General features: G+C 62.3%; 18 protein-coding genes. 10 read left to right on the top strand and 8 right to left on the bottom strand.

What is annotated here, in order from left to right:
* Positions 1–7: 7 nt before the first annotated feature.
* The 4 genes from LIX93_RS28305 to LIX93_RS28290 form a co-directional block, all read right to left on the bottom strand.
* A complete protein-coding gene (locus LIX93_RS28305) occupies positions 8–946 on the bottom strand; it encodes a biotin-dependent carboxyltransferase family protein (protein ID WP_226507328.1) in 939 nt (312 codons plus the stop codon).
* A complete protein-coding gene (locus tag LIX93_RS28300; protein WP_226507327.1) occupies positions 943–1,674 on the bottom strand; it encodes a carboxyltransferase domain-containing protein in 732 nt (243 codons plus the stop codon). The genes LIX93_RS28305 and LIX93_RS28300 overlap by 4 nt, the downstream gene beginning before the upstream one ends.
* Positions 1,671–2,420 (bottom strand): 5-oxoprolinase subunit PxpA, encoded by a 750-nt coding sequence (locus LIX93_RS28295; RefSeq protein ID WP_226507326.1) that lies wholly within the window; start codon positions 2,418–2,420, stop codon positions 1,671–1,673. The genes LIX93_RS28300 and LIX93_RS28295 overlap by 4 nt, the downstream gene beginning before the upstream one ends.
* A 191-nt stretch (positions 2,421–2,611) precedes the next feature.
* On the bottom strand, positions 2,612–3,505 hold the full coding sequence (locus tag LIX93_RS28290) for a LysR family transcriptional regulator (RefSeq protein WP_226507325.1): 894 nt from the start codon (positions 3,503–3,505) through the stop codon (positions 2,612–2,614).
* A 319-nt stretch (positions 3,506–3,824) separates the two neighbouring features.
* Here LIX93_RS28290 and LIX93_RS28285 point away from each other — a divergent pair, with 319 nt between their 5' ends.
* The 4 genes from LIX93_RS28285 to LIX93_RS28270 all read left to right on the top strand — a co-directional run bounded on the left by LIX93_RS28285 (position 3,825) and on the right by LIX93_RS28270 (position 7,776).
* The gene (locus LIX93_RS28285; protein WP_226507351.1) at positions 3,825–5,033 is read left to right on the top strand and encodes an OprD family porin; all 1,209 of its coding nucleotides are present in this window, start codon (positions 3,825–3,827) and stop codon (positions 5,031–5,033) included.
* A 95-nt stretch (positions 5,034–5,128) separates the two neighbouring features.
* Complete coding sequence (locus LIX93_RS28280) at positions 5,129–5,863, top strand: DUF969 family protein (RefSeq protein WP_226507324.1); 735 nt, start codon at positions 5,129–5,131, stop codon at positions 5,861–5,863.
* The gene (locus LIX93_RS28275; RefSeq protein ID WP_226507323.1) at positions 5,860–6,810 is read left to right on the top strand and encodes a DUF979 domain-containing protein; all 951 of its coding nucleotides are present in this window, start codon (positions 5,860–5,862) and stop codon (positions 6,808–6,810) included. The genes LIX93_RS28280 and LIX93_RS28275 overlap by 4 nt, the downstream gene beginning before the upstream one ends.
* A 138-nt stretch (positions 6,811–6,948) precedes the next feature.
* On the top strand, positions 6,949–7,776 hold the full coding sequence (locus tag LIX93_RS28270; RefSeq protein WP_226507322.1) for an amidohydrolase family protein: 828 nt from the start codon (positions 6,949–6,951) through the stop codon (positions 7,774–7,776).
* An 89-nt stretch (positions 7,777–7,865) separates the two neighbouring features.
* On the opposite strand, the gene LIX93_RS28265 is transcribed toward LIX93_RS28270, so the two are convergent.
* The gene (locus LIX93_RS28265) at positions 7,866–8,222 is read right to left on the bottom strand and encodes a hypothetical protein (protein WP_226507321.1); all 357 of its coding nucleotides are present in this window, start codon (positions 8,220–8,222) and stop codon (positions 7,866–7,868) included.
* Between the two features lie 92 nt (positions 8,223–8,314).
* The gene (locus LIX93_RS28260; protein ID WP_226507320.1) at positions 8,315–9,745 is read right to left on the bottom strand and encodes an MFS transporter; all 1,431 of its coding nucleotides are present in this window, start codon (positions 9,743–9,745) and stop codon (positions 8,315–8,317) included.
* A 286-nt stretch (positions 9,746–10,031) separates the two neighbouring features.
* On the opposite strand from LIX93_RS28260, the gene LIX93_RS28255 reads away from it, so the two are divergent.
* The 5 genes from LIX93_RS28255 to LIX93_RS28235 all read left to right on the top strand — a co-directional run bounded on the left by LIX93_RS28255 (position 10,032) and on the right by LIX93_RS28235 (position 16,143).
* A complete protein-coding gene (locus LIX93_RS28255; protein ID WP_226507319.1) occupies positions 10,032–10,763 on the top strand; it encodes a GntR family transcriptional regulator in 732 nt (243 codons plus the stop codon).
* A 57-nt stretch (positions 10,764–10,820) separates the two neighbouring features.
* Positions 10,821–12,110 carry an MFS transporter gene (locus LIX93_RS28250; protein ID WP_346015252.1) on the top strand — a complete coding sequence of 430 codons (1,290 nt, stop codon included), beginning with the start codon at positions 10,821–10,823 and terminating at the stop codon, positions 12,108–12,110.
* 45 nt (positions 12,111–12,155) lie between these two features.
* Entirely contained in the window at positions 12,156–12,986 is an 831-nt protein-coding gene (locus LIX93_RS28245) for an amidohydrolase family protein (RefSeq protein ID WP_226507350.1), read from the top strand.
* Between the two features lie 243 nt (positions 12,987–13,229).
* Entirely contained in the window at positions 13,230–15,323 is a 2,094-nt protein-coding gene (locus LIX93_RS28240; protein WP_226507317.1) for an EAL domain-containing protein, read from the top strand.
* A gap of 73 nt (positions 15,324–15,396) precedes the next feature.
* On the top strand, positions 15,397–16,143 hold the full coding sequence (locus LIX93_RS28235; protein ID WP_226507316.1) for an SDR family oxidoreductase: 747 nt from the start codon (positions 15,397–15,399) through the stop codon (positions 16,141–16,143).
* Between the two features lie 75 nt (positions 16,144–16,218).
* Here LIX93_RS28235 and LIX93_RS28230 read toward each other — a convergent pair whose 3' ends face one another.
* Together LIX93_RS28230 and LIX93_RS28225 are read right to left on the bottom strand one after the other, a co-directional pair.
* Complete coding sequence (locus LIX93_RS28230) at positions 16,219–17,604, bottom strand: MFS transporter (RefSeq protein ID WP_226507315.1); 1,386 nt, start codon at positions 17,602–17,604, stop codon at positions 16,219–16,221.
* Between the two features lie 392 nt (positions 17,605–17,996).
* Positions 17,997–18,173 carry a hypothetical protein gene (locus tag LIX93_RS28225; RefSeq protein WP_226507314.1) on the bottom strand — a complete coding sequence of 59 codons (177 nt, stop codon included), beginning with the start codon at positions 18,171–18,173 and terminating at the stop codon, positions 17,997–17,999.
* A gap of 236 nt (positions 18,174–18,409) precedes the next feature.
* On the opposite strand from LIX93_RS28225, the gene LIX93_RS28220 reads away from it, so the two are divergent.
* Positions 18,410–20,434 carry an alpha-1,4-glucan--maltose-1-phosphate maltosyltransferase gene (locus LIX93_RS28220; RefSeq protein WP_226507313.1) on the top strand — a complete coding sequence of 675 codons (2,025 nt, stop codon included), beginning with the start codon at positions 18,410–18,412 and terminating at the stop codon, positions 20,432–20,434.
* Positions 20,435–20,467 lie beyond the last annotated feature (33 nt).

Raw genomic sequence — 20,467 nt, 5'->3', positions numbered from 1 at the left:
GCCCGAGTCACCCAAACCGGGCCATGAACCGCACCTGCTCCGCTCGCGCCGAATCCGCCACGTTCGGCCTGAACCGCAGGCTTTCCCCGGGCATGCACTGCGCCAGCCGTGCACTGGCCAGCGGGGTCAACGCCCCCAGCCGCGGATAGCCTCCGATCGTCTGGCGGTCGTTGCCCAGCACGATCGGCTGGCCATCCGGCGGCACCTGGATCGAACCCAGCGAGATACCTTCGGAGATCATCGGTGCACCCTGATACTCCAGCACCGGCCCCAGCAAGCGAACGCCCATGCGGTCGGCGCGGGCATCGACCTGCCAGTCGCTGTTGAACGCATCGAACAGGCTCTGGCCACTGAACGCGGCCATCTGTGCGCCGATCACCACGTCCAGCACGGGGCGGGAGGTAAACCGAGGGACAAGCGCTGCTGGCAGTTCCCGAGTGGTAACCGCCGATAGGCCTGCGGCGTTCAAGACTTCACCATTGGCCAACGCCTGGCCCTGCCCGCGCAATCCACCCATGGCATCGCGTGCCACGGTCGAGCGACTGCCCAGCACGCTGTCCGCCGCGAAACCGCCCGGCGCTGCCAGGTAGGCACGTACACCGCTCGGGGAGTCGCTATTACCCTGCGCGCCGTTGAAGCTCAGGCGTTCGCCCTTGCGCACGGTAAACGCCCGCCACGGCAGCAGTGGTCGACCCTCGATATGCGCGCCGAGGTCGGCACCTGCCAGTGCCAGCACGCAATCGCCCTGGCTCACCACGCTGAAGCCACCGAGGGCGATTTCCACCACGGCCGCGTCCACGCTGTTGCCCAGCAGCCAGTTGGCCCAGGACATCGACACCCAGTCGGCCGCGCCGCCCTGAGTCACGCCCAGGTGGCGCGCGCCGAAGCGTCCGCCGTCCTGCAACAGGCACAGGGGTGTGCTTTTCTCGATCTGCAAACCGCTCATGCCGCGCTCTCCTGCGGCGTGTCGTCGCCGCCCAAATGAATGAATTCGGCCTTGTCGATGGCCACGAAGCGCACGGTGTCGCCCGGTTGCATGAGGGCGAAGCCTTCGCGCTCGCGGTCGAACAGCGGCGTCGGGCAGCGCCCGAGGATGTTCCAGCCGCCCGGGGATATCGAGGGGTAGATGGCGGTCTGACGCTCGCCGATGCCGACGCTGCCCGCCATGATTTTTTGCCGCGGGGTACTGAGCCGGGGCGTGGCCAGCGCGGGTTCGACCAGGCCCATGAAGGCGAAACCGGGGGTGAAGCCCAGGGCGAAGACTTGATAGGCCTTGGCGCAATGGCGGCGGATCACTTCATCGATCCCGAACGCGCCGGCGCTGGCCAGGCGTTGCAGCTCGGGGCCGACGCTAGGGTCGTACCACACCGGCAATTCATGGCATTGGCCGGCGATCTGGCTGTCCGGGGTCAGGTCGGCGAGGGCGTCGATGATCAGCGCGGCAGCGTCGCGGGGCGCCAGTTGCTGCAGGTCGTAGTGCAGCATCAGGGTGGTATAGGAGGGCACCAGGTCGATCAGGCGTTCACCGAATGCCGCGCGCAACCTTGCAGCGGCCGCCAGCAGCCAGGGCACGTTGTCTTCTTCGATGCGCTCGAACAGGCGGATCATCACGCAGTCCACCGCGACGGTTTCCAGCTGGCCGGCGCGCGTGCGGGCATAGGTAAAACGCGTCATGAGGCGCGAGGTCCCAGGGCTTCGCGGATACGCTGGACCGCGGCGACCGACTCCGGGTTGTCGCCATGCACGCAGAGGGTGTCGGTGCGCAGCTGCAGGACGCTGCCGTCGTTGGCCAGCAGCGGTTGCTGACCGGCCAGGGTCTTGGCCTGCTCGACGATGACGCTGGCATCATGATGCACTGCGCCTGGCAAACGCCGCGAGACCAAGTGGCCGGCGCGATCGTAGGCACGGTCGGCGAAGGTCTCGAACCACAACTGCACGCCGGTTTCGGCGGCGATCGCCTCAGCGGCGCTATTGTCGGCGGTGGACATCAGCATCAGCGGCAGTTGCTCGTCGTAGTGGGCGATGGCGGTGACCACGGCGCGCAGTACCATCGGATTGGCCATCATGTCGTTGTACAGCGCGCCGTGGGGTTTGACGTACTGCACGCGGCCGCCCTGGGCAGTGCAAATGCCCTGCAAGGCGCCGATCTGATAGTGCAGCAGGTCGGCGATTTCCTGCGCCGAGCAGGCCATGGAGCGGCGGCCGAAGCCGAGCAGGTCCGGGTAGGCCGGGTGTGCGCCGATACGCACATCGTGCTCCAGGGCCATGGCCACGGTCTTGCGCAAGGTCCCGGGATCGCCGGCATGAAAGCCGCAGGCGATGTTGGCGCAATCGACCAGGGGCATGACTTCGGCGTCCAGACCCATGGTCCAGGCGCCGTAGCTTTCGCCCATGTCGCAGTTGAGTAGGATTTGGCTCATGCGGCGGTCCTCATGCAGGGAATTCTTTCAAAGTATGTAGCGAGTGTTTTCCGCAGGGGTACAGCCGGTCAATGAATAAAAGCTGGGGCCTGTGCATAAGAAAAGCTGATCGGTTGAAGGTTGTGGTGAGGCGACCGGCGAGGAGGCTCGTCGCAATACCGCCCCTATAGGCTTAGTATTGGTGCACTCACTCAATCGCGCCCTATATAAGTGCGCGAAACCTCCTGAGCGATTTCGACAATATCCTCCACCAGCGCGATCCCCGAACCCGTCCGCCAGGTCGCGACGATGTCCATGTCAGGCAGGCTGGCCACGCCTTCGAGCGCCATGAGATTGCCGTTGGCTACCTCCGCCTGCACCAGCTTGAGCGGCAATACCCCGATGCCGAAGCCGTCGCGAATCAAGCGGGTGATCGCCGACGCCGAGTTCACGCAGTTGATGCGCGTGCTCAGCACATCGCTGCTGTGCAGGAGATTGAGCAGGTCCTGATGCGGGCGCGAGTTGCGCGAGAACGTCACCAGGCGTTCGGCGGCCAGATCGTTCAAGGAGGTGTATTGACGATCATAGGATGAACCGCGAGCCACTACCCAGTGCATGGGGAAACGGTCGAGCAGGGCGTTGCGTACGGTGTCGAGGCGCACCATGTCGGTCTGGAAAATAATGTCCTGATAGCCTTTTTCCAGCTGCTCGCACAGGTTGCGCGCGGTGTCGGCGGTGATCTCGATCTCCAGTGCTGGGTAGGCCGCAGTCAGGCGTGTTACCAAGGCACTCAACCAAGTGTGTATCACCGTATCCATGGCGCCGATGCGGATGCGCCCGCGTGTCTGGTTAGGGTCCTTGATGGCGGCCTTGAGGCTGTCCAGGGTGTCGATCATGTGCTCGGCGTATTCGAGCACGCGCTGGCCCTCGGCGGTCAGGGCCACGCCTTTGGAGTCTCGCAGAAACAACCGCGCACCCAGCTCGTCTTCCAGCGCCGCGACGCGGCTGGAGATGGATGCCTGGGTGGTGAAGAGTTTTTCGGCGGTGAGCCGAAAGCTCTTCAAGCGGGCGACCCAGACGAATGTTTCGAGAAACTTGATGTTCATTTTCGGCGATTCCTGAAGCCTGCCATTTCGCCTTCGTGCGGTGCCGAAGGTAAAAATGATGAGCCCGTGTACAGCAGGTTGCATGCCACTGCCCGGCAAAAAAAACTTATCGGCCAGCCACGGTTTTTCGCGTTGGACGCTTGGCGCAAAGCGTTCGAACAATGCGCCCCAGAGAAAGGTCGCCGCCCGCCCGGGCCGTCAAACCTTCACGGCCGATGCCAGCGAGCAGCGGTTATAAAAACAATCGCGCACTGCCAACAGCCGGCCACGCCGCTGCGCGCTCCCTGTGGAGATGGATTGCATGAACCTTGGTAAATCGATGCGCCTGGCTGCCCTCGGCGGTGCCGGCCTGACGCTGTGCAGCATGGCTCAAGCGGATTTTTTCGCCGACAGCAAAGGGGATGTGGAACTACGCAACGTTTACTTCAACCGCGACTTTCGCCAGAGCGGCGCCCGCGACAAGGCCGATGAATGGGCTCAGGGCTTTATCGTTCACCTGCAATCGGGCTACACCCCGGGCGTCGTCGGCTTCGGCGTCGATGCGCTGGGCATGGTCGGCTACAAGCTCGACTCCAGTGACAGCCATGCCGGTACTGGCTTGCTGCCGGCGGATCAGCACGGTGGCTCGCAGGATCAATACGGCAAGCTCGGCCTGACCGCCAAAGCGAAGATTTCCAAGACCGAATTCAAGGTCGGCACATTGTTCTTCCGCGATCCGGTGGTGTCTTCCAACGACACGCGCCTGGTCCCGCAGACGTTTCGCGGCGCGCTGGTGACTTCTCAGGACCTGGCCAACTTCAGCCTCATCGGCGGCCATATCGACCGCATCAAGGCCAACAGCTCCACCGATTTCACCGACATGAGTGCCAACCGCATCGGTGGCGTCAGCAACGATTTCAGCTTTGGTGGCGGTGACTACCGGGCCACGCCCAACCTGACCCTCAGCGCCCGCTACGCCAAGCTCGAAAACATCTATCAGCAGTACTATGGCGGCCTGGTTCACACCCTGGCGTTGGGCAATGGCCAGAGCCTCAAGTCCGACCTGCGTTTTTCCACCAGCCACGATGACGGCACCTTCGCGCACCTCGACAACCAGGCGCTGGGTGGCTTGTTCACCTACAAGATCGGCAGCCAGGCTTTCGCTGCCGGCTTTCAGAAGATGAACGGCGAAAGCCCGTTTCCCTACATGACCGGCAGCGATCCTTATCTGGTCAACTTCATCCAGATCGGCGACTTCGCCAACATTCACGAGCGCTCCTGGCAAGTGCGCTACGACTATGATTTCACCCAGATGGGCATTCCCGGCCTGACCTTCATGACCCGCTACGTCAACGGCGACAACGTCGAACGCGCCAGCGGCGGCGAGGGCAAGGAGTGGGAGCGCAACATGGACATCGCCTACGTGGTGCAGAGCGGGCCACTGAAGAACGTCGGGATCAAATGGCGTAACGCCACGGTGCGCTCCAACTTCGGCAACGACCTGGACGAGAACCGCCTGATCCTCAGCTACACCCTGGCCCTCTGGTAACCGTGCGGCTTGCCCGCATCTGAGTTCGGGTCGCATGGCCCGATCCCTGCTACCGCTGGTGAGACTTCCGTTCACCCTGCAACGAGATCATTACTATGCAAACTGCAATCAACCTGTGGCCGCTACTGGGGGTGCTGGTTATCGTCGTGGGCTTCGTGCTGCGGTTCAATCCGATGCTGGTGGTGGCCGCCGCTGCGGTGGTCACCGGCTTCGCGGCAAGCATGCCGCTGGAGACCATCCTGGCGACCATCGGCACCGGCTTCATCAAGACCCGCACCCTGGCGCTGATCATTCTCTTGCCGCTGGCCGTCATCGGCCTGCTGGAGCGCCATGGCTTGCGGGTGCATGCCCAGCAATTCATTTCGCGCTTTCGCAGCGCCACGGCCGGGCGCTTGCTGATCGCCTATCTGTTCGTGCGCGAAACCACTGCGGCTTTGGGCCTGACCAGCCTCGGCGGCCATCCGCAGATGGTCCGCCCGTTGCTGGCGCCCATGGCCGAAGGGGCAGCGGTCAGCCGTCATGGCCCACTGAAACCGGCGGTGCGCCAACGCTTGTTGGCGTTTTGCGCGGCCACGGACAACGTCGGGTTGTTTTTCGGTGAAGACATTTTCGTGGCCTTCGGTGCGATTGCGCTGATGCACACCTTTTTGCTGGGCGCGGGTATCGACGTCGAACCGCTGGCCATCGCCTTCTGGGGTATCCCCACGGCCATCAGCGTGTTCTTTATCCACAGCTTCAGGCTCTATCGCCTGGATCGTTATCTCACCCAGCAGCAGGCCGAACCGGTGCCTGCTCCTGCCGCTGCCCGTGCCGAGGTCGCCGCCAAATGATCATTTCCATTCAGTACCTGTATTGGCTGGCCGGGGTGATGCTGGCAATCGCCACCGTGATGATCCTCGCCGATCGCGCCCATCCCAAACGCTGGACTACCGGGTTGTTCTGGGGCTTGTTCGCCATTGCCTTTCTGGTAGGGGAACGCTTGCCGCCAGTAGTGGTAGGCATAGGTGTGCTGGCCATGGCGCTGTTGGCGGGCATGGGGGGCGTCGGTATCGGCAGCCATCGTGAACTCGATGGCGAGCGCCGCCTGGCCAGCGTCAAGCGTCTGGGCAGCAAGTTGTTCATCCCGGCCCTGGCAATTCCGCTGATCACGGTGATCGTGGCGATGGGCTTGAAGTCGTTCAAGATCGGCGATCTGTTCCTGCTCGATCCGGCCAACAGCACGTTCGTGGCCTTGGGTGTCGGCAGTCTGATCGCGCTGGTGCTGGCCTGCTGGCTGACCCGCGACACGCCGATTCAGTCGATGCGCGAGTCGCGCCGCCTGATCGAGGCGCTGGGCTGGGCACTGGTGCTGCCGCAGATGCTGGCGATGCTCGGATTGATGTTCAATGACGCCGGGGTCGGCAAGGCGGTGGCCCATCTGGCGACCTCTTACATCAATCTGGATTACCGACTGGTTGCGGTGATGGTCTATGTGCTCGGCATGGCGCTGTTCACCATGGCGCTGGGTAACGGCTTTGCGGCGTTCCCGGTGATGACCGGTGGCATCGGTGTACCGGTGCTGGTGGGGGTGTTCCATGCCAACCCGGCGGTCATGGCGGCGATCGGCATGTTCTCCGGTTACTGCGGCACGTTGATGACGCCGATGGCGGCCAACTACAACCTGGTGCCCTCGGCCTTGCTGGAGCTGCCGGACAAGTACGCGGTAATCAAGGTGCAGGTACCGACGGCGCTGGCGATGCTGGTGGTCAATATCGTGTTGTTGTATGTGTTGATGTAAGTGCTGTCGCTATCTGGATGAGAGCGCTGGTTGCCGCGAGTTGGTACGCTCGGGGCAGTGACGGCTTTGGCAGGCTACGACCCCCAACATTGCGCCCGGCACAAAGCCTCGATCCTTCATCTATCCAGGAGTGGCACCATGAGCATTTTTGATGAACCGAAGATCGACTGCCATAACCACCTGTTCGATCCGCTGCATTTCCCCTACCGCGCGCAAACCCTGTATCGCCCGGCCGGACAAGAGATCGGCACTCTGGCCCAGTTCAACCGCGTGCTCGATGCCTACGGCGTGAAGCACGCGTTGCTGGTCGGCCCTACCAGCGGCTATCGCACCGACAATTCGCTGTTGCTGCATGCTTTGGCGCAAGGCCAGGGGCGCTTCAAGGGCATTGCCGTGGTCGAGGACGATACGTCCCTGGAACGACTCGCGGCGCTCAAGGACGCTGGCGTGGTCGGCGTGGCCTTCAACCCGGCGGGCGAGGGCACGGCGGTAATGGCCGGGGTGGACGGGTTGTTCGCCAGGCTCGCGGAGCTGGACATGTTCGCGCAGATCCAGGTCAAGCAGGACGAACTGCTCGAACTGCTGCCATTGCTCGAGCGCAGCACGCCGCGGCTGTTGATCGATCACTGCGGGCGGCCGCAGCAGAAGGATGGCCTGAATCAGCCGGGGTTCGCGGCGCTGTTACGGCTGGCCGACATTGGTCGAGCCTGCGTGAAGATCTCTGGTATGCAGAAGTTTGCCCACATCGACGAGCTGTTCGAGCAGGCCGACCGTTACGTGCAGGCATTGCTGCGGGCGTTCGGGCCGCAGGGATGTGTGTGGGGGTCGGACTGGCCGTTTTTGCGCGAGCAAAGCCGCATCGATTATGGGCCGCTGCTAAAGTATGCCGAGCAGTTCATGCCGGATGCACAGGTGCGTCGACAGGTGATGTGGGAGACGCCGCAGCGATTGTTCGGATTTGCTTGAGTCAGTCGGATTTCCGGGGTTTGAGGGCCCCTACACAGACAGAGCCTGCTCCCGCTGGAGCCTGCTCTGCCCGGATGGGCGGTCAAGCGTTACTTGACCGTACCGGCGCCACCTTCGCCACTGCCGACACCGCCGGCACCGGCACCTGCGCCGCCCGAGCCGGAGGCACCGTTGCTGCCTGCGCCACCGGGCTGGGAGCCGGCGCCGTCATTGCTCTTGCCTTTCGCGGTACCCACGCCATTGTGCTTGCTGGTGACATCGCCACCGCTGCGCTTGGTCATCTTGCTGTCGTTGGTGGTGCTCGATGGCGACATGGTAGAGGTGCTGCCGGTGGCATTGGAGCCACCTGAGCTGCCACTCGGGCCGCTGACGCCAGCGAGCGCCATACCAGAGGTCAGTGCGAGCAGGCCGGCCAGGGTGAGATGGGTCAATGTATTCCTGATCATGGTGCGTCTCCTTGTTCTGGATAGAGTCGTTACCTGATATTGGGCGGCTGTGCGACCAAAAAGGCTCCGCCCAACCGACCAACGGTAGGTAATCAGTGCGCAATATTTTCCAGTGCAAGGTTCCGGGTGCGTGGCCCGAAGCCGCCAATGGTCAGGGTCACGATCAGCATGCTGGTGACGATAAAGGCCAATACCCCCAGTGTGCCGAAGTGCTCCAGGAAGAAGCCGATCATCAGGCTGCTGAACACTGTCGACAGACGGCTGAAGGAGTAGCAGAACCCCACTGCACGCGCGCGGATATGCGTGGGGAACATCTCGCATTGGTACGAGTGATAGCTGAACGTCAGCCAGGCGTTGCAGAAGGTCACGCCGACGCCGCAGGCCACCAGGCCCAGCGGTGAGGTCTGCACCGCGAACAAGGTGCCGAAGATCATGGTGCCGATCGCCGAGCCGACGATCTGCCATTTGTTCTCGAAGCGGTTGGCCACGCGCACGAACAGCAATGGCCCCAACGGATAGGCCAAGGTAATGATGAAGGCGTACCCCAGGCTGTGGGTCACGCTCATGCCCTGACCCGCGAGCAGCGCCGGCAGCCAGTTGCCGAACCCGAAGAAACCGATGGCCTGGAAGATATTGAACACGATCAGCATCAACGCGCGGCGGCGATACGGCGGCTGCCAGATATCGCTGAAGCGACCGGTGCTCACCACTTGCACCTGTTCGACTTCTGGCTCGGGAAGGGGCGCGTCGGCCTTTTTTCGGTAGTCGGCGGCGCAGCGCTGTTCGATGTCCCTCAGCACCCGATCGGCTTCATCGAGGCGGCCTTGCTGGGCCAGCCAGCGCGGCGACTCGGGCAGACGCTTGCGCAGCCACCAGATGAACAGCGCGAACACTGCGCTGGCGAACACCACCCAGCGCCAGCCCGACACCCCGAACGGCGCCTGCGGCACTAGCCACCAGGACATCAGCGCGACCGCCGGCACTGAGGCGAATTGAATGAAGAAGGCAAAAGCGAAGGCCGAGGTGCGCATGCGCTTGGGAACCAGCTCTGACAGGTAGGCGTCGATGGTGACCAGTTCGATGCCCAGGCCGATGCCCACCAGGAAGCGGCAGACGATGATGCCCATGGCGTGGTCCTGAAGTCCCATCAGCACGGTCGCCACGGTGTACCACAGCAGGGCGAAGGTGAAGATCGCGCGGCGGCCGAAGCGGTCGGCGAACTGACTCAGCAGGCTGGCGCCCAGGAACAGGCCGAGGAAAGTGGCCGAGGCGAATGCCGCTTGGTCCGACACCCCGAAGGCACCCTGGGCGCCGGTGGCGAAAATCCCTTCCTTGATCAGCCCAGGGCTGATGTAGGCGGTCTGGAACAGGTCGTACAGCTCGAAGAAGCCGCCGATGGAGAGCAACGCCACCAGTCGCCAGATAGTCGCCACGGCCGGCAGGCGGTCGATGCGAGCGGAAATCAATGAAGCGCGGACAGGGTCTTGGGTGCCGAGCGCGGCAGTGGGGGAGAGGGTGGTCATGCGCAGATATCCATACGGGTCGAGCCGCCATTTTAGAATTATTTGGACACATATGATTGCTTAGGTTGCTATGGGAATGCAATTTATCGGGGATTTATTGCTTTAATTTTTATTTTTTTGGTTTTTTGTTGCTGATAAATCCCGTCGTTCCGTGGAATCGGTAAGCCTACATCCGTTCCCACGGGAGATAGGTGGTGCTTGACGGACAGGCGCTGTAACAGAATACTGATGTGCAAATTCATATATATGACTAGATAACAATAACTGCTCCGGGACGAGAACCGCCATGACCCCACTCTCCAGCGACGAACGCCTGCCCCTCTACCAGCGCTTGCGCGATCAGCTCGCCCAGCAGATTGCCGACAACCGTTGGCGCGCCGGCGAAGCCATTCCCACCGAAGCGCTGTTGGCCAGCGAATATGGGTTGTCGGTCGGGACGGTGCGCAAGGCCATCGACATGCTGGTTGGCGAGCGCATCCTGGAGCGCCAACAAGGCCGCGGCACCTTTATCCGTCGTCCGCAGTTTCATGCCTCGCTGTTCCGCTTTTTCCGCTTCCAGACCCCGGATGGCGAACGACAGATTCCCCAGAGCCAGATCTTTTCGGTGCAGTCGCTCCAGGCCCCTGCTGATGTCGCTCGCGCCCTGGGCCTGGCGCCCTCTACTGCGGTGATCCGCCTGCAGCGCTTGCGTCTGCTCGACGAGCAGCCGGTGCTGGCCGAAGACATCTGGCTGCCGCGCGAGCGCTTCAAGGCGTTGCTGAGTGTCGACCTCGATACCTATGGCCCGCTGCTGTACCCCATTTACGAAGAGCTTTGCGGGCAGATCGTCGCCTCGGCCGACGAAACCCTGGGCGCCGAAGCCGCCGACGATCACCGCGCCAATCTGCTTGGCATCTCGCCCGGCAGCCCCGTAGTGGTGATCGAGCGCCTGGCGCGCAATCACGCCGGGCTTGCTCTGGAGTGGCGCCGTTCCCATGGGCGCGCCAGCCATTTCCGTTACAGCGTGCAGATTCGCTGATCCAACGCCGCCATGACAGCAGTCGCCAATACAACATCGATAAGGACAACAAACATCATGTTCAAGTGGTATCGAGACGTCACCTCGCGTGAGCGCAAAACCTTCTGGGCCTGCTTCGGCGGTTGGGCGCTCGATGCCCTGGAAGTACAGATGTTCGGCCTCGCCATCCCGGCCTTGATCGCGGCCTTTGCGCTGAGCAAGGGCGAGGCGGGCGCCATCAGCAGCGTGACCTTGATCACTTCGGCCTTGGGCGGCTGGGTCGGCGGTACCTTATCGGACCGCTACGGCCGGGTCCGTACCCTGCAATGGATGATTCTGTGGTTCTCACTGTTCACCTTTCTGTCGGCGTTTGTCAGTGGCTACGAGCAATTGCTGGTGGTCAAAGCCCTGCAAGGCTTTGGTATCGGCGGTGAATGGGCAGCCGGTGCGGTGCTGATGGCCGAAGCCATTCAGCCCAAATACCGCGGCAAGGTCATGGGCACGGTGCAAAGCGCCTGGGCAGTGGGCTGGGGAGCCGCTGTCGGGTTGTTCACGCTCATCTATACCTTCGTGCCCGAGGCCATGGCCTGGCGCGTGATGTTCGTGGTCGGGCTGCTGCCGGCGCTGGTGATCATCTACGTGCGCCGCCAGGTGCCGGAGCCCGAGAGCTTTGCCCGCAAGCAAAAGGCGCAGACCGGACCGCAAACCTTCTTCGCGTCGCTGGCCGGTATCTTCCGCCCCGAGTTGCTGCGGGTGACCCTGCTCGGCGGCCTGCTGGGCCTGGGCGCCCACGGCGGTTACCACGCGGTGATGACCTGGTTGCCGACCTTCCTCAAAACCGAGAAACACCTGTCGGTACTCAACTCCGGCGGCTACCTGGCCGTGATCATCGTCGCGTTCTTCTGCGGTTGCGTGGCCAGTGGCTTCATGGTCGACAAGATCGGTCGGCGCAAGAACATCATCCTCTTCGCGTTCTGCTGCGTGGCCACGGTGCAGGCTTACGTGTTCATGGATCTGAGCAACACGGCAATGCTGTTTCTGGGCTTCCCGCTGGGTTTCTTCGCTGCCGGTATTCCGGCCAGCCTGGGTTCGTTGTTCAACGAACTGTACCCAGCCGACGTACGCGGTGCGGGCGTGGGCTTTTGCTACAACTTCGGCCGCGTGCTTTCGGCGGTGTTCCCGTTCATGGTCGGCCACATGAGCGAGCACATGTCGCTGGGCTCGGCCATCGGCATCGACGCCGGCATCGCCTATGGCGTCGCGGTGATCGCGGCCCTGGCGTTGCCGGAAACCCGCGGTCGCAACCTTGATACCGAGATGCCGGCCACAGCCGACCCGATCGCTGCGTCGACCCCTAGCCGGGCTTGAATGAATGAACCTGCGGCGTACGAAAAGCGCCGCCCCATTACCCAGATGAGATCCATGGACACTACCTTGCCTATCCGCGGCGTCGACGCCCACGCTCATGTCTTCACCCAGGCCCTGGCCTTTGCCGGCGAGCGTCGCTACACCCCGCAATACGACGCTACCCTGCAGGACTGGCGCGCCGTGCTCGACGCCCAGGGCGTGAGCCACGGGGTGCTGGTGCAGCCTAGCTTTCTGGGCAGCGACAATTCCTATCTGCTCGAGGCGCTGATGCTGGCGCCCGAGCGCTTGCGCGGAGTGGCAGTGGTTGATGCGGATGTCAGCCAGGCGCAGTTGCAGCGCATGGCGCGCCTGGGGGTGGTGGGGATTCGCCTGAACCTGATGGGCAAAAGCCTGCCTGATCTAGGCAGCGAGGAATGGCGGCCGCTGCTCGAGCAAGTGGCGGCGCTGGGTTGGCACGTGGAGCTGCATCGGCAGATCGAAGACATCCCGGCCCTGGTGGCCGCGCTCAAGCCTTACGGCCTGAAGATAGTCGTCGACCATTTTGGCCGTCCGCACGCGGCCTTCGGTGTGGCCCATCCGACCTTCAAAGCCCTGCTGGCGCTGGGTGGCGGGGATGTGTGGGTGAAGATCTCCGGGGTCTACCGCTTGGGCGGCACCGACAGCGAGAACCTGGCATTCGCCCAAGCGGCCATACCGCTGTTGATCGAGCACTTCGGCACCGAGCGTTTGATGTGGGGCAGCGACTGGCCGCATACCCAGTTCGAGGATCAGGTCAGTTATGCCTCGCAGTTCGAATTGCTGGCGCAGTTGGTGCCTTGGCCGCGCCAGCGCCAGGCCATTCTGCGCGACGGTGCGGTGGCCCTGTTCGGTTTTTGACAAGGGGTTATACAAAAGTCGTACGCGATAACGGCCATGATCTGAAAAGGCCATTAACGGTTCAGGCTGCAACGCGCTAGACTGCTGCTCTCCAGCGATAAGCAGATCTGTACGGCGTCTTTTGCAAGCCGCGCTTTCTGTCGCCCGCCTGCCTTTTGTAAATGAGCGAACGGGCCTGCAGCGTCAGGGCATCTTCCCAGGCGCGCGTCTCTGGAACCTTTGTGTCCGGTTTCGAGAGTGCTCATGCTCATTGGTAGTTTTCTCACAGGAAGTTTTTCGCCTTCGCTGGTGGCCATTTCCCTTTGCGTGGCCATTCTGGCTTCCTATACCGCGCTGGACATGGTCGGGCGTATCGCCACCGCGCGTGGTCGTGCGGTGCTGGGCTGGATGGTCGGCGGCACTCTGGCGATGGGCATTGGCGTCTGGTCGATGCACTTCATCGGCATGCTCGCCTTCGAACTGCCCCTGGCGCTGGGCTACGACCTGACGCTTACCGCGCTCTCCCTGCTCATTGCCTTGGCGTCATCGGGCTTTGCACTCTGGCTGGTCAGTCGTGCACAACTGACCATGAGCGGCGTTGCCATGGGCGCACTGGTCATGGGCGCGGGCATCGCCGCCATGCATTACACCGGCATGGCCGCCTTGCGCATGGCCCCGGGCATCGACTATGACCCTTACCTGTTCGGTGCCTCCCTGCTGATTGCCGTCGGCGCGGCGGCGGCGGCCTTGATGATCGCCTTTCGCCTGCGCCGGCACACGCCCTACGTGCGGCTGATCCGCAGTGGCGCGGCGGTGATCATGGGCGTAGCGATCGTCGGCATGCATTACACCGGCATGGCGGCGGCGCGGTTTCCGGTGGGCAGCCACTGCGGTGCGCTGCCAGGCGGTCTGACCGGCGACAGCCTGGCGTATCTGGTCTTGATTACCACCCTGGCGGTGCTGAGCATCGCCTTGGTCACCTCGGTGCTGGATGCTCGCCTGGAGTCGCGCACCGCACAGCTGGCGCTGTCGTTGCAACAGGCCAATCAGGAACTCACCCAACTGGCCTTGCACGACAACCTCACCGGCTTGCCGAATCGCATGCTGCTGTCCGATCGCATCAGTCAAGCGATCCAGAACGTACTGGATGGCCATGGCTGCTTTGCGCTGATGTTCATCGACCTCGATGGCTTCAAGCCGGTCAACGATGCGTTTGGCCATCATGTTGGCGACGAGTTGCTGCGCGCGGTGGCGCAACGCTTGCGGGTCGGCCTGCACGGCCACGACACCCTGGCGCGTATCGGTGGTGACGAGTTCGTGCTGCTGGTGGCGCTGCGCGAGCCCAGCGATGCGATGGCCGTGGCGGCCGAGCAGGTCAACCGGTTGGCGCAGATGTTCAACGTCAACGATCACGACGTGCAGATTTCTGCCAGCATCGGTATCACCCTGTACCCTGGCGGCGGTGACGATCAGCATCAGCTGCTGATGAATGCCGATGCGGCCATGTACCACGCCAAGAGCGTCGGCAAGAACGGCTACTGTTTTTTCGACGCCTCCATGAACACCGATGCGCGCAAGCAGTTGCAGTTGCTGCAGGAGCTGCGACTGGCCATCGAACTCAACCAGTTACGGCTTTACTACCAGCCCAAGTTCGATGCTGCCAGCGGTGCGCCAGTGGGCGCCGAGGCGTTGCTGCGCTGGGAACACCCGCAGCAGGGCCTGCTGTTGCCGGCCAATTTCATCGAGTTGGCAGAAAAGACCGGGCTGATCATCCCCATCGGCGAGTGGGTGCTCAACGAAGCATGCCGGCAGATGGCGCTGTGGCTGGAGCAGGGATTCACCGACTGGCGCATGGCGGTCAACCTATCGGCGTTGCAGTTCTGCCATGCCGGCCTGGTCGCCAGCGTGGCCCAGGCGCTGGCGCGGCATCGGTTGCCGGCCAGCAACCTGACCCTGGAGATCACCGAAACCACTGCCATGAGCGATGCCGATGCGAGCATGGGCGTGCTGCAACAGTTGTCGACCATGGGCGTGGACCTGTCCATCGACGATTTTGGTACTGGCTACTCCAGCCTGATGTACCTCAAGCGCTTGCCCGCCAACGAGCTGAAGATCGATCGCGGTTTTGTCCGCGATCTGCAGCAGGACAGCGACGATGCCGCGATCGTTTCGGCCATCGTCGCCCTGGGCCAGGCGCTCGGGCTGCGGATTGTCGCCGAAGGGGTGGAAACCGACCAACAGCAGGATTTCCTCACGCGCCTTGGCTGTGATGCGTTGCAGGGCTTCCTGTTGGGGCATCCATTACCTGCCCAAGCCTTCATGGCCGATATTCAGAAGGCCAAAGCTGTCATAGCTTGATATCATTCGGCCAGCCCGCCATTGCTTGATGCGATGGTGGGCAATCAAACATTTCTGGAGAGACGAAAGGTCCATGGCCAAGGTCATTGTCATTACTGGCGGCAGTCGCGGTATCGGCGCTGCAACCGCGCTGCTGGCGGCCCGACAGGGCTATCGCGTGTGCATCAACTACTTGTCCGACGAAGAGTCGGCGATGCGTGTGCTGGCCGAGGTTCGTGCCTGTGGTGTGCATGGCATCGCGGTGCGCGCCGACGCCAGTAACGAAGACGAGGTCATTCGCCTGTTCCACCGCGTCGATACCGAGCTTGGCGCGGTGACCGCGCTGGTCAACAACGCCGCGACCATCGCCGAGCAATCGCGGGTCGAGGAGATGTCAGAGTTTCGTCTGCTGAAAATGATGAAGAACAACATCGTTGGCCCGATGCTTTGCGCCAAGCATGCGATCCATCGCATGTCGACCCTGCATGGTGGCTCGGGTGGCACCATCGTCAACGTTTCGTCGGCCGCCGCGAGGCTAGGCGCGCCTAACGAATACGTCGATTACGCGGCGTCCAAGGGCGCGCTGGACACCTTCACCATCGGCATGTCCAAGGAGCTGGCCAGCGAGGGTATTCGCGTCAACGCAGTGCGTCCGGGGTATATCCACACCGATTTCCATTCCCTGAGCGGCGATGCCAATCGCGTGACCAAGCAGGAGTCGGCGCTGCCCATGGGCCGCGGCGGACGTCCGGACGAAGTGGCCGAAGCCATCGTCTGGCTCAGCAGCGAGCTGTCCAGCTATGTGACCGGGACCTTCATCGACCTGGCCGGCGGTCGCTGATCGAAACAATATCTTCAGACATAAAAAAACCGGCGCCCTCATCAGGCGCCGGTTTTTTTATTGCTGCTTATAGCTTCAAGGCTTGGCCGCAGCCGACATGCGTTGCACGTCATAGTCTTTCTTCTGCACCGGCACCGCATCACGCTTGCCCAGCTCGCTCATCGGAATCCGGTAGGTTTCCTTGGCGCTGAAGGCTGCCAGTGCAGCGATGCAGGTAATCCCGAAGGCGATGGCGCCCACGGTCATCGGGATGTTGTCCGAGCCGGGCGGGGCCACGGCGGCGAACAGCGCTGGCAGCAGGGCGGTGATCATGGTGCCGACGTTCTGCGAAATGGCCATGGCCGATACGCGGTAGCGAGTCTGGAACAGCTCCGGGTAGAAGCTTGGGAACACCGCGTTGTAGCCCTGGTACACCACCCCCCACATCAGCAGCGACATGCAGAAGGCCAGTGGCACGTTGTGCACGCTGATGGCATACAAGTAACCAAACGACAGCAGCCCCGAACCCAGCGCCCCGCCGATGATCATCGGGCGACGGCCGATCTTGTCCGACCAGTTGCCCACGAACGGAATCACCAGTACCGCAACGATGTTGCCTACCACCGGAATCCACAGGTACACGCTCTTCGAGAAGCCGATGCCATAGGCTGGCTGCACCGCGTATGCCGCACCGAAGATGGTCGCGACCACCGGGATCACGTTCATCAGCGCCATGCAGGTCACCAGGCCCATGTTCTGCCAGTTTTTCTGGAAGGCTTCGGCGATCGGCGACTTGGTCAGTTCTTGCTTGGCTTCAACGTTGGCGAACGCTGGGGTTTCTTCCACGGTCCGGCGGATGATGTAGCCCGCCACCAGAACGATAGCGCTGAGCAGGAACGGAATGCGCCAGCCCCAGGTGTTGAACATGTCGTCAGGCATGAAATAGGCCAGCGGCAGGAAGATCGCTGCGGCGAAGATCTGCCCGGCCTGTACGCCCTGCAGGGTGTAGCTGGCGTAGTAGCCGCGTCTGCCGAAGGGCGCATGCTCCATGATCATCGAACTCGCCCCGGATATCTCACCGGCCACCGCGAAGCCCTGGATCAGGCGCAGGACCACCAGCATAATCGGTGCCCACACGCCGACCTGGCTGTAGGTCGGCAACAGGCCGACGGCCATGGTGGCGAACCCCATCAGGAACATGCACAGCAGCAGGACGTTCTTGCGGCCTTTGGTGTCGCCCCAATGCCCCAGGAAGAAGGCACCGATAGGACGCGCAACGTAACCCACGCCGTAGGTCGCCAGCGATGCGACGATGGCAATCTTGGGATCGGAGTTGGGGAAAAAGATTTGCGGGAAGATCAGCGCAGCGGCCTGCGCATAGATGAAAAAGTCATAGTACTCGAGGGCCGAGCCTACCCAACCGCTGGCGGTTGCCTTTTTCGTCTGCTTACTGTCATGCGAATGAGTGTCATGGCTAGCCATGTTGGTCTCCGTTGTTTTTATTATCAAGCCTTGGCCGTTGCTGTTGCGTCTTGTAAAGCTAGCAGAAAAAGGCTTTTCCTACTGGCTCCCGTTTCGCGCAAAAACTAACTGGGTGGTACATTTTTAACAGCGGCGAAGGGCCCAGTCAACGGGCGCTGGAGGGATTCTGCGCGATCATCGAACACTTCTTTGAGCGCGTTGCGCAGTGGCCCGAGATTTTTTATTCATGGTGAGTGCGCGCTGCTGGCAAAGGTCGCGATTCAGGCACCGCATCGCTGCATGCCAAGGCGCCGTCCAGTCTCACATACCCAGGCGGCATCACAGGCGCGCAAAAGCAAAAAAGGCCCCGCAGCCTGATTAAAAGCAAACGGGGCCCGATTCCCTATCTATGCTCACAACGTCGCCGGCGGCTCCTCATTCGGCGGATCGCCGACCGGGGTAGGTGGCACGGTCGGCTGAACGGGCACACCATCGGGATTGTCGCCAGGATCACCCTCAGGCGCGGTAGGCGGCAGATTGGGATCGTCGATATTCGGATCCGGGGTTTCGGCGGGAATGGGAATGTTCATGGTCCTGACCTCGCTCGTGTGTAACAGCTGGCGTCGAAAACAACGTATTCAAGTATCTGGACCGCAGCCACCGGGATTGATTCTTTTTTTCGATCCCGCCCTGCGGCGGTTGATTGCGTCTGAACTTTTGCCCGGCGCGTCGGCTCCCAACCTTAGGCGACAAACAGTCGCACTGCATCTCTCTTCCAGCAGCATCATCCGCAACGTCCACGGGGCGTAATAAGGAGCTAGGCTCGATGACGTCTGATGAACCTTTCGAATCCGGCCGCGAAGGCCAAGTCCACGATAACGCGGAGCACGTCTTGAGCCTGTCCCAGGCCCTGCTGCTACCGCGCCTCGTGATCGAGAATACCCAACCGGTGATCGATGACGGCGTATTCGCCGTCAAGACGCTAGTCGGACGCCAGGTGGCGGTGACCACCAAGGTTTACGCCGATGGCCATGACAAGTTGGCGGTACGCCTGCGCGTGCGGCGAGTGGATAGCGAAGAATGGCAGACCTCGGCCCTGACGGAGCTGGGCAACGACAGCTTTGCCGGTGAGTTCAGCGTTGACGCCATCGGCCGCTACGTCTATTGCGTCGAGGCGTGGATCGATCAGTTCGCCAGTTACCGCTATGAGCTGGAGAAAAAATACGCTGCGGGCGTTGCCATCGGCCTGGAGCTGGAAGAAGGCCGCGTGCATTTGCAGCATGCCGCCGAGCGTAGCGAGGGCGATCTCAAGCACGCGCTGCAAAATCTGCACGACAGCCTCCATGAGCTCAACGAAGACCAGCGTGTATCGCTGCTGTTGCAAGCCGACACTAGCGCTCTGATGGCCCGCGCCGATCACCGCGCGTTTCTCACTCGCAGCCCCGAATACCCGGTGGAAGTGGAGCGGCAACTGGCCGAGTTCGCCAGTTGGTACGAGCTGTTCCCGCGCTCGATCACCGATGACAAGGCCCGCCACGGCACGTTTAACGACGTGCACAATCGCTTGCCGATGATCCGCGACATGGGCTTCGACGTGCTGTATTTCCCGCCGATTCACCCCATCGGCCGCGCGCATCGCAAGGGGCCCAACAACTCGCTGACTGCTGGGCCGGATGATGTCGGCAGTCCTTATGCGATTGGTAGCGCGGATGGCGGCCATGACGCTATTCACCCGCAACTGGGCAGCCGCGAGGACTTTCGCAATCTGGTCAAGGCCGCCGCCGAGCATGGCTTGGAAATCGCCCTCGATTTCGCCATCCAGTGCTCCCAGGATCACCTCTGGCTCAAGGAGCATCCGGGCTGGTTCTCGTGGCGCCCGGACGGCACCATTCGCTATGCCGAGAACCCGCCGAAAAAATACCAGGACATCGTCAACGTCGATTTCTATGCCGCCGATGCGGTGCCGAGCCTGTGGCTGGCGCTGCGCGATGTGGTGTGGAGCTGGGTCGAGGAGGGCGTGAAGATTTTTCGCGTCGACAACCCGCACACCAAGCCGCTGCCGTTCTGGCAATGGTTGATCGAGGATATTCGCAGCAAGGACCCAGACGTCATGTTTCTCGCCGAGGCCTTCACCAAGCCGGCGATGATGGCGCGTCTGGGCAAGGTCGGTTACAGCCAGAGTTACACGTACTTCACCTGGCGCAACACCAAGGCTGAATTGCAGGCGTACTTCAGCGAGCTCAACCAGCCGCCGTGGTCGCATTGCTACCGGCCCAACTTCTTCGTCAACACGCCGGACATCAACCCGTTTTTTCTGCACGAGTCAGGGCGCCCGGGCTTCTTGATCCGCGCGGCGCTGGCGACCATGGGCTCAGGGCTGTGGGGCATGTACTCGGGCTTCGAGCTGTGCGAATCGGCGCCGATCCCCGGCAAGGAAGAATACCTCGACTCGGAGAAGTACGAGATCCGCCCGCGGGACTACACCGCACCCGGCAATATCATTGCCGAGATCGCCCAGCTCAACCGCATCCGCCGTCTCAACCCGGCGCTGCAGACCCACCTGGGCGTGGCGTTCTTCAATTGCTACAACGACAACATCCTGTATTTCGCCAAACGTACGCCCGATCGGCAGAACTACATTCTGGTGGCGATCAACTTGGACCCTTACAACGCTCAGGAAGCCAACTTCGAACTGCCGCTGTGGGAGTTGGGCCTGGACGACAATGCCGCGACCTCGGGCACCGATCTGATGACCGGCCATACCTGGACCTGGTACGGCAAGACTCAGTTCATGCGCCTCGACCCCGCCTATCAGTCCTTTGGTATCTGGCGTATCGCTCGCGAGCAGTAACCCTCTCGGCGCGGCTGCGTACGAAGACGCAGC

The organism is Pseudomonas sp. MWU16-30317 (genome assembly GCF_020515695.1).
Lineage (GTDB): Bacteria > Pseudomonadota > Gammaproteobacteria > Pseudomonadales > Pseudomonadaceae > Aquipseudomonas.
Note: the sequence above shows the minus strand (reverse complement) of the source record. Positions and strands in the feature narration are given on the sequence as shown.

What these genes read in the sequence shown, in the direction of transcription:
- LIX93_RS28290 (WP_226507325.1), bottom strand. Translation starts at nt 3,505, where the DNA reads ATGAACATCAAGTTTCTCGAAACATTCGTCTGGGTCGCCCGCTTGAAG.
- LIX93_RS28255 (WP_226507319.1), top strand. Translation starts at nt 10,032, where the DNA reads ATGACCCCACTCTCCAGCGACGAACGCCTGCCCCTCTACCAGCGCTTG.
- LIX93_RS28275 (WP_226507323.1), top strand. Translation starts at nt 5,860, where the DNA reads ATGATCATTTCCATTCAGTACCTGTATTGGCTGGCCGGGGTGATGCTG.
- LIX93_RS28230 (WP_226507315.1), bottom strand. Translation starts at nt 17,604, where the DNA reads ATGGCTAGCCATGACACTCATTCGCATGACAGTAAGCAGACGAAAAAG.
- LIX93_RS28220 (WP_226507313.1), top strand. Translation starts at nt 18,410, where the DNA reads ATGACGTCTGATGAACCTTTCGAATCCGGCCGCGAAGGCCAAGTCCAC.
- LIX93_RS28235 (WP_226507316.1), top strand. Translation starts at nt 15,397, where the DNA reads ATGGCCAAGGTCATTGTCATTACTGGCGGCAGTCGCGGTATCGGCGCT.
- LIX93_RS28280 (WP_226507324.1), top strand. Translation starts at nt 5,129, where the DNA reads ATGCAAACTGCAATCAACCTGTGGCCGCTACTGGGGGTGCTGGTTATC.
- LIX93_RS28270 (WP_226507322.1), top strand. Translation starts at nt 6,949, where the DNA reads ATGAGCATTTTTGATGAACCGAAGATCGACTGCCATAACCACCTGTTC.
- LIX93_RS28225 (WP_226507314.1), bottom strand. Translation starts at nt 18,173, where the DNA reads ATGAACATTCCCATTCCCGCCGAAACCCCGGATCCGAATATCGACGAT.
- LIX93_RS28250 (WP_346015252.1), top strand. Translation starts at nt 10,821, where the DNA reads ATGTTCAAGTGGTATCGAGACGTCACCTCGCGTGAGCGCAAAACCTTC.
- LIX93_RS28300 (WP_226507327.1), bottom strand. Translation starts at nt 1,674, where the DNA reads ATGACGCGTTTTACCTATGCCCGCACGCGCGCCGGCCAGCTGGAAACC.
- LIX93_RS28285 (WP_226507351.1), top strand. Translation starts at nt 3,825, where the DNA reads ATGCGCCTGGCTGCCCTCGGCGGTGCCGGCCTGACGCTGTGCAGCATG.
- LIX93_RS28245 (WP_226507350.1), top strand. Translation starts at nt 12,156, where the DNA reads ATGAGATCCATGGACACTACCTTGCCTATCCGCGGCGTCGACGCCCAC.
- LIX93_RS28305 (WP_226507328.1), bottom strand. Translation starts at nt 946, where the DNA reads ATGAGCGGTTTGCAGATCGAGAAAAGCACACCCCTGTGCCTGTTGCAG.
- LIX93_RS28295 (WP_226507326.1), bottom strand. Translation starts at nt 2,420, where the DNA reads ATGAGCCAAATCCTACTCAACTGCGACATGGGCGAAAGCTACGGCGCC.
- LIX93_RS28240 (WP_226507317.1), top strand. Translation starts at nt 13,230, where the DNA reads ATGCTCATTGGTAGTTTTCTCACAGGAAGTTTTTCGCCTTCGCTGGTG.
- LIX93_RS28260 (WP_226507320.1), bottom strand. Translation starts at nt 9,745, where the DNA reads ATGACCACCCTCTCCCCCACTGCCGCGCTCGGCACCCAAGACCCTGTC.
- LIX93_RS28265 (WP_226507321.1), bottom strand. Translation starts at nt 8,222, where the DNA reads ATGATCAGGAATACATTGACCCATCTCACCCTGGCCGGCCTGCTCGCA.